Origin of the sequence: Mesorhizobium sp. M7A.F.Ca.CA.001.10.2.1 (genome assembly GCF_003998575.1) — a bacterium.
Classification (GTDB): domain Bacteria; phylum Pseudomonadota; class Alphaproteobacteria; order Rhizobiales; family Rhizobiaceae; genus Mesorhizobium.
Genome location: NZ_RZQY01000232.1, coordinates 1 through 8,312 on the forward strand (window position 1 = coordinate 1; position 8,312 = coordinate 8,312).

The following is an 8,312-nucleotide window of genomic DNA, read 5'->3' on the forward strand; positions in this document are numbered from 1 at the left end:
ACGCAGCGGTGTGAGACGGGCATTCTTGTGGATGTTCATTCGGACCCTCCGATGGATGCTGAAGCGTGGTAACTCCAGTCTCCTCGGTCCGGTCCGAATGGACAACCTCTCGAAAGCTCACACCTAGTGCCGGCAGTGGCACCGCTGTTGTCCGTCGACAGGTCCCGCGCTTGCTCGGTGCGACCAACAACCTTAAGCGCTAGGGCGTAACCTGACCCTGCAAGATCTCCTCACCGACTATAAGGTGCGCCTCACGATCTGAGACGATGGGACAGGATGGCTAAGGAGGTGCGCCGTCTTGCATGCCCCGCCAGCGAGGCGAACCCTCTCGGCTACGCGCGCCACCAGCGACGCTCCATATCGTCAGGCCTGCGTCTCATGCTCAGATGAGCCGGTATTTGGCTCTCTCATCAGCAAACCGAGAGAGCCCATGCCAAGACGGAAGCAAGCAAGACGAACGAGCGTCAGAGATATCCTGCGCCTGACCCATAAACAGGGCAGTCCGGTGGGCCAAGGTGGCAGAGCAACTGAGGTTCGGCAAGACTTCGGCTTCCACCTATCTGCGGGCGCTGGAGACGGGCTGTCGTGCAGGCCCTGCATGCGGCTTTGAGGACGATGCGATGTTGAAACACCGTCTGTTGCGCCGAATCGGCCGTCGGCCAAACGTTGGGTCGTCATCAGGTTCTCGACAGCTTCCCGGTGTCAAATCCAAACCGTGGTCGGCGATCCCCACCAGGGTGGGAAGGCAGCGCTGATATAGCCGAACGTCGATCAAGTCACGATCAACGATTGCCTCATGTCACATGCCCTGCGGGACTGAAAAACGGAGAAGAACATGTGCGATGCAAAACTGAAGACCGTGCTTTCGCTTTTTTCGCCGGTGGCCAGCAAATTAGATGCTCTCTCGTCCAACGGACCAGCGACGGATGCAAACTGCGTTAAGCTAAATACGAACGAGAACCCGTTTCCGTTGCCGAAGAGCGTAATGCAAAGTGCAATTGCTGCGATCGAACACCAGTATCTTTATCCGGAAGACGACAATCTCAGCTTAAGGGCAGCTGCCTCCGATGCTTACGGATTTTCCAAAGATCAGGTGATTGCCGGCAACGGTTCGTCGGAGCTGCTCGGACTCATCTACAGAGCTTTCCTCGCCCCAGGAGATAGAGTGGCAATGCTGTCGCCCGGATTTTCGTTCAACCGTAAACTTGCCATGTTGCAGGGTGCCGAGTTTCTCGAAATCGCATCGAGCGAAGCTCATCCCCTGCCGATAGAAAAACTGCTGTCCGGCCCCGCAAAAGACGCGAAGTTCATTCTGTTGGCTAATCCGAACAATCCGACCGGAACATTCGTGCCGGTGGCCGAAATCGAACGCCTTGTGGAGCAAGCAGATCGCTTGGTCGTCTTGGATGAGGCCTACGTTGACTTCGCACCCGACAATGCCCTGCGCCTCGTCAATAGACATCCGAATCTTTTGATCTTGAGGACTTTTTCAAAGAGCTATGCTGCCGCTGGCGTGCGAGTCGGCTTCGGTTTCGGTCACCCAGAAATCATTGGCAGGCTGCGCAACATCCAGAATGTCTTCAACATGAACGTGATCGGGCAGGCGGTCGGGAAAAGCATTCTTGCGCATCGCCACGCCTACGAAGAGAACCACAGGCACATCAAGCATGAACGACAGCGAGTGACCCTGGCGCTGTTGCAACTTGGCTTTTCCGTAACACCCTCCCACGCAAACTTTTTGCTGGCCCGTGTGCCGGCGGGACAGGAGGGCTCATGCTGGCAAGCCGCGTTGAAAGAGCAGGCGATCCTCATCGCCAGCTTTCCTGACGTAGATTTGAAGAACTGTATTCGCGTCAGCATTGGCACCACAGAGCAGATGGACAAATTCCTTGCTGCCGCCGAACGCGTCTGTATGAACTTTAAGAAGGATCGCGGTGCTCACAAGCATGAAGTCGATTCACATTAATCATCAAGTAATGATATGTCGTGAGCTATGATGATTAGCGAATAAATATAGGTAATTTGGAGAACAATTAATTGAAGAAAATTTCCGCTTCGGGCCTGACCTTCGGCATCTTCGATCATCTGGACGAAAACGGCGATGACATCGCACAACAATATGCAGATCGGCTGAGCCTAGCAGAAGCGTGCGATGGCTATGGCTTTTATGCGTATCATCTCGCCGAGCACCACTGTACGCCGCATGGCAGAGGTCCATCACCGAATTTGTTCTTAGCGAGCGTCGCCCAGCGAACCCGCAGTCTTCGTGTTGGTCCCATGGTAATGCTACTTGCGCTCTATCATCCGCTGCGTGCCTTCGAGGAGATCTGCATGCTTGATCAGTTGAGCGGCGGCAGGCTTGAACTCGGCATAGGGCGCGGCTCTGCTCCCACTGAATTGGGATACTTCGGGGTTGCTGTAGAAGCAGCACCAGAACAGTATGCGGAGGCCAGTGAGATTCTCATCAATGCGATGAAAGGCGGGACGCTTTCTTATCAGGGCCGCCACTTTGAGTTGAAAGATGTTCCGCTGACGTTGAGACCTCACCAATATCCCCGTCCGCCGACATGGATCGCCACCAATCGACCCGAGCCGGCTAGCTGGGCCGCTGCGAATGGGGCAAACATCGCCTGCGTCGGACCTTCCACTTCTGTTCGCAGCGTTACCGACGCGTTCCGCGCCGCCCGAATTCACGATGCTGACATTGGCCAGCAAGCGCCATTTCTTGGATTGCTCCGAATGGTGGTGATAGGGCGTTCTGAAACAGATGCGTATTTGCTCGCAGCACCTGCCTATGAACGATGGCTCAATAGCTTCAAATTTCTATACGAACTAAATGCCATTTCCACTCCACCAAACTTGCCTTTGAACTTCGATGCAGCAATTGAAAGTGAATTGTGCGTCGTGGGAACGGCAGATTCTGTCCGAAAAGCTCTCCTTGATCAGCTGGAAGAGGCAGGTGCTAATTATCTTCTGTGTCAACTGGCATTTGGGGATTTGCCGCTGGATGCCTCACTATACACCGCATCGGCCATTGGATCCGAAATCATGGCTCGAGTTGCCGCATCGTGAATCCGTCGTGTGATTGGAGGAGCAGCGGCAGCGCTGCTCCTCATTGCGAAACGGTTGTGGGGGCCGGACTCCTGTGTCAGGTGTAAACCATTGGAGCACGTCCTATCTGATCCAGGTCATATCCTGCGGCTTTGAAGTAGTTGGCACATTCGGCTGGGGTGAAGAGGTCGACGACCGCGCCGAGGCGTCCTGACCTTGCCCCTCTGATCTAATCCGGTTTGAAGTTCGTTCTGGCCCATCCAGAGGACCAGGACATGAAACGCAGCCGCTTCTCTGAAGAGCAGATCATCGGAATTTTGAAGAAACACGAGGCCGGGGTATCGGTTGGCGATCTGTGCCGCAAGCACGGGGTCAGCGACGCCTCGATCTACAATTGGAAGGCCCGCTTCGGCGGGATGGATGTCACCGAGGCTCGGCGACCTGAAGGCGCTGGAGGACGAGAACACGCGCCTGAAGCGGCTTTTGGCCGACGCCATGCTCGACAATGCCGCGTTGAAGGACCTTGTGGGAAAGAAATGGTGACGCCCGCCGCCAAGCGGAAAGCTGTCGCTCGCCTGAAGGAAGGCTTCGGGATGAGCGAACGGCGGGCGTGTAAAGCCATCGGCTGTTGCCGCATGACGGTTCGCTACCAGACCAGCAGGCCGGACGACCGCGAGGTTCGCGAGCGGATGAAGGCCGATCGCGCAGGAGCGTCGCCGGTTCGGCTACCGGCGTCTTCTCGTGATGCTGAGGCGGGAGGGCCTGGTCGTGAACCACAAGAAGCTGTTCCGGCTCTATCGGGAGGAGAAGCTCGCCGTCGCCGCCGTGGCGGCCGCAAGCGGGCGATCGGGACCAGGGCGCCGATGCTGGTGCCGCTGAGGCCCGACGAGCGCTGGTCGCTCGACTTCGTATCGGACCAGCTCACCGACGGGCGCCGCTTCCGCATCCTGGCCGTCGTCGACGACTGCACGAGAGAGTGCCTCGCACTCATCGTTGATACGTCTCTCTCGGGCATGCGGGTTGCCCGCGAATTGGACGGCTCATCACCGAGCGGGGCCGGCCCAGGATGATCGTCAGCGACAATGGCAGCGAGTTCACCTCGAACGCCATCCTCTCCTGGGCGGATCAGAACCGCGTCGAATGGCATTACATTGCGCCCGGCAAGCCGATGCAGAATGGCTTCATCGAGAGCTTCAACGGCCGACTGCGCGATGAACTGCTCAACGAGACGCTGTTCACCTCGCTGGCTCAGGCGCGCGTAGCCATCGCCCTGTGGCACGCCGACTACAACACCGCGCGGCCGCACTCCCCCCTGGCAGACCCCGGCCAAGTTCGCCAGCACCTTCAATCCGCGACGGTCGCTCGCGCTGCGCTATGCCAAAGGCTCCGCGCCAGCGCCCGTCGCTTCACCCGCCCAGCAGGGCACAACCCACGCCGGAAACGAACTCAAAACTGCTGGGGCAACGTCAGTCCCATAGAGCCTTGATGGTTATCTCGGCCTTTGCTCGCAGCAGCGCCTTAGGTTGGGCGAAGGCGTTCTCAATCGGATTGAAGTCGGGACTGTAGGGCGGCAGTTAGAGCAGGCTCGCCTGCGGCCTCAATCGCGCCGCGCAGGGTTCTCCAGGCGGATGTCGCCAATGTCAAATTTGCTGGCATCCATGTCGCCCTCGCCAACCGCACAAGCGAAGGCCAGAAAGCCAACATGTGTTCTGCGGCTTAATTAAGAGTCAGCCGATGTCGGCCGAACATCACCTTGTCTCGAAGTCGACGATCGGACAGCAGGTTGCGAAAGTTGGCGCGATGCGAAACAAACTGCTGAAGCGCTCAACTTTTATTGATCACGCGTGTTGGACGCGACGCACTCCCGTTCCAATCGGGCTGAGCGCAAATTCTCCCGGTTCACAAAACTGAGTCGCTGGAGTAGTGGGGGCGCAGAGAAATCTCCGGTCGCAGCCTTACCCGGTCAAAACAAGGATACCAATGATGAAGACTCTCGCCGTCTGCTCTGGCGGATTGGACTCCGTTTCCCTTGCTCACATGGTGGCAGCGGAGCACGAACTCACCGGCCTTCTATCTTTCGACTATGGCCAACGGCACAGGAAGGAATTGGGCTTCGCCGCTCTTTGCGCGCAGCGACTGAAGGTCCCGCACCAGATCATCGACATCGGCGAAATTGGCCGTGGCCTTTCCGGCTCAGCGCTGACTAGCAGTATCGACGTGCCGGACGGCCACTACGCCGAAGACACGATGAAGATTACGGTGGTGCCGAACCGCAATGCCATCATGTTGGCAATCGCCTTCGGTCTCGCCGCCGCCCACAGCGCCGAAGCGGTGGCGGCGGCCGTGCATGGTGGGGACCATTTCATCTATCCCGATTGCCGTCCGGCCTTCATTGAAGCTTTCCAGACAATGCAAGACCGCGCGCTCGACGGCTATGCGCAGATACGCCTCTATGCACCGTATGTGAATCTCGGAAAAGCTGACATTGTTGCGGATGGCGCAAGATACGGCACCCCGTTTGCTGAGACCTGGTCCTGTTACAAGGGCGGCGTGCGTCACTGCGGACGATGCGGGACCTGCGTCGAGCGGCGCGAAGCGTTCCATCTCGCCGGGCACGCTGATCCCACCGACTACGAGGACGCCGATTTCTGGCTTGAGGCGCTGCGCAGGAGGCGCGCGTAATGTTCCACATCAGCAAGGAATTCCACTTCTCGGCCTCGCATCAGCTCACCTCCTTGCCTCCCAACCATCAATGCGCGCGCCTGCACGGGCATAACTATGTCGTCGTAGTGGAGCTGTCGGCCAAGGAACTGGACGCCCACGGCTTCGTGCGCGACTATCACGATCTGGCGCCGCTCAAACGCTACATTGACGAGAGCTTCGACCATCGGCACCTCAACGACGTGCTGGGACATGAGAAGGTCACGGCGGAATGCCTGGCCAGACATTTCTATGAATGGTGCAAGGCACGTCTGCCGCAGACCGCGGCCGTGCGCGTTAGCGAAACACCGAAAACTTGGGCGGAATACCGTCCGTGACCGACATGCATCCCGCAATCCGTGTGAGCGAGATATTCGGGCCGACTATCCAGGGCGAGGGCGTGCTCATCGGCTTGCCGACGGTGTTCATCAGAACCGGCGGATGTGATTATCGCTGTTCATGGTGCGACAGCCTTCACGCGGTGGACAATCAGTATCGCCATGAATGGCTACCGATGCCGATCGATGCCGTGTGGCAAACCGTCCATGCGCTTTCCGGCGGCAGGCCGGTTATGGTCTCCTTGTCAGGCGGCAACCCGGCCATTCAGCCGTTCGGTCCCCTCATAGAACGAGGCCATCGCGAGGGCTATCGTTTTGCACTGGAAACGCAGGGTTCCGTGGTGAGGGAGTGGTTTGCGGATCTTGACGTGCTGACCCTTAGCCCAAAGCCGCCGTCCAGCGAGATGACGACCCGTTGGGCTGCGTTTGATGCATGCCTCGAAGCGGCGCAAGAGAAGCCGCAAATCGTGCTCAAGCTCGTCGTTTTCGACGAGAGTGACTATGCCTACGCCAAAGAAGTCGCGGCGAGATATCCGCACCTTCCGATCTATCTGCAACCCGGCAATCACACGCCGCCGCTCCCTGGCAGTGAAGACGCCTCTGTCGACTTGGACGGAATAATGATGCGAATGGAATGGCTTGTCGAAAGGGTGACTAGCGACAGGTGGTTCGAAGCCCGCGTGTTGCCGCAGCTGCACGTTCTGCTTTGGGGTAACAAGAGGGCGGTCTAGTCTGTGGCTTGCGTCGCACCGGAAGGCCGGGCTCCAACGGCTTGGCAGGCTCTCTTCGCGTGCCGAGTACAGCCGAGCTTTGTTCGCGTCAGCGGTCTCGCGATTGTGCGGCTGGAAACCGCCCGGACACCCCGCTGCCGGCGTGTGTCACCTTGACTCCGATGAGCTGTCGTCACGCAAAGTTGAAATCCGCAAGAACTGGCCTTCTCGCCCCACCTGCTCCGTCGCAAGCACGTCATCCCCTCATCCTTGTCCAGCTCTTATCGATGTATCTCATTGTCCGGCCTGACGCACGACTGTCAGCATGGGAATGCATCCATTGCGCAAATGCCTTCCATAAAGAAGATCGATTTCCTCATTGGCCCAACGTGAAATATAGCAACGTTTTCGTGGCGTGGGTCGGCTGCGTCGGGAGTAGCGATGAAAACGTATTGGGGTCGCCTGCGTCTCCTTGGGCAGCGAGTGTAAAGTATAGCGATGCGGCCTCCGGCGCGAACGGCAGCCGCGCAGTGATCACCTTCGCCTGTGCCTTTGCGGCGGGGGTCAAGCGCTGGTCTGCTAAAATTTTTTATCGTTTAGCTGGTTGAAACTGCCCCCGTTGCGGGCTGCAGAAGCCGGCCAGCCGAGAAACGGCAGCCGCACTTATGAAAGCACGCCAAGGCGTGCGGGCATCTATCAGTTGCAAAGGACAATACTGGCCGCGCCGATTGGCCATCACGCGTCCATTAGGGCAGCCACCAACATCAGTTCGCAAGAGGAGCAAAAGTAATATGTATCGTCGTCACCTGATCAAAGGGTTGGTTGCGCTCGGCGCATGCCGGATTTGCGTTCAAGCCGCCCAAGCGACCAGTGCCCATTGGGGGTACACCGGTCCGGTCGGACCGGAGCACTGGGCTGATCTGGATAAGGAAAATTTCGTATGCTCTGCCGGCACGCAGCAATCGCCGATCAATATCAACAGCGCGGTCAAGGCGGATATCCCGCATATCGCCATCGGCTGGCACAAGGGCGGCGGCAATATGGTGAACAACGGCCACACCATTCAAATCAATATGCCACAAGGCAGCACGCTGACCCGCGGCGATCGTGTCTACGAACTGGTACAGTTCCATTTCCATGCGCCAAGCGAACATCACGTGGCGGGCAAGAGCTTCCCGATGGAGGTGCATTTCGTTCACAAGGACACGCAAAGTGGTACTCTGGGCGTGCTGGGCGTCTTTTTAACGCCCGGCGCGACAAATGCCAGCTTTGCTGCCCTTGCTGCGGCCTTTCCCGAACTGCCGAATGGGGAGGTGACGATCGACGAGGTGAATCCCAACTGGCTTCTGCCAGCCTCGCTTGGCTATTGGACTTATGAGGGCTCACTGACGACGCCGCCGTGCACCGAAAACGTCGAGTGGATGGTGGCGATGGAACCGGTTGACGTTGATCCGGCAGACATCCAGCGATTTGCCTCACTCTACCCGTCGAACGCGCGCCCTATTCATTCACC

The 8,312-nt window shown here is 58.1% G+C and carries 6 protein-coding genes and 2 pseudogenes; 7 read left to right on the plus strand and 1 reads right to left on the minus strand.

The genetic code is table 11. From position 1 onward, the window contains the following. Positions 1–835 precede the first annotated feature (835 nt). From hisC to EN964_RS16485, 3 genes and pseudogenes are all read left to right on the plus strand, one after another. The gene (hisC, locus tag EN964_RS16475; RefSeq protein ID WP_063169376.1) at positions 836–1,966 is read left to right on the plus strand and encodes a histidinol-phosphate transaminase; all 1,131 of its coding nucleotides are present in this window, start codon (positions 836–838) and stop codon (positions 1,964–1,966) included. Positions 1,967–2,037: 71 nt separating this feature from the next. Continuing rightward, positions 2,038–3,072 (plus strand): LLM class flavin-dependent oxidoreductase, encoded by a 1,035-nt coding sequence (locus EN964_RS16480; RefSeq protein ID WP_063169375.1) that lies wholly within the window; start codon positions 2,038–2,040, stop codon positions 3,070–3,072. 254 nt (positions 3,073–3,326) lie between these two features. Next, a pseudogene (locus EN964_RS16485) lies at positions 3,327–4,529 on the plus strand (IS3 family transposase). Here the strand turns inward: EN964_RS16485 and EN964_RS16490 are convergent. Then, positions 4,524–4,665 (minus strand): annotated as a pseudogene (locus EN964_RS16490) (IS630 family transposase); the annotation flags it as partial. The pseudogenes EN964_RS16485 and EN964_RS16490 sit on opposite strands and share 6 nt — an antisense overlap. A 369-nt stretch (positions 4,666–5,034) precedes the next feature. On the opposite strand from EN964_RS16490, the gene queC reads away from it, so the two are divergent. The 4 genes from queC to EN964_RS16510 form a co-directional block, all read left to right on the plus strand. Next, positions 5,035–5,733 (plus strand): 7-cyano-7-deazaguanine synthase QueC, encoded by a 699-nt coding sequence (queC, locus tag EN964_RS16495; protein WP_063170389.1) that lies wholly within the window; start codon positions 5,035–5,037, stop codon positions 5,731–5,733. Continuing rightward, on the plus strand, positions 5,733–6,089 hold the full coding sequence (gene queD, locus EN964_RS16500) for a 6-carboxytetrahydropterin synthase QueD (RefSeq protein WP_063169374.1): 357 nt from the start codon (positions 5,733–5,735) through the stop codon (positions 6,087–6,089). Before queC ends, queD begins: the two co-directional genes overlap by 1 nt. Before the next feature lie 5 nt (positions 6,090–6,094). After that, positions 6,095–6,820 (plus strand): 7-carboxy-7-deazaguanine synthase QueE, encoded by a 726-nt coding sequence (gene queE, locus EN964_RS16505; protein ID WP_164548811.1) that lies wholly within the window; start codon positions 6,095–6,097, stop codon positions 6,818–6,820. A 770-nt stretch (positions 6,821–7,590) separates the two neighbouring features. Beyond that, a partial coding sequence (locus EN964_RS16510) for a carbonic anhydrase (RefSeq protein ID WP_164775843.1) occupies positions 7,591–8,312 on the plus strand: 722 nt, incomplete at its 3' end.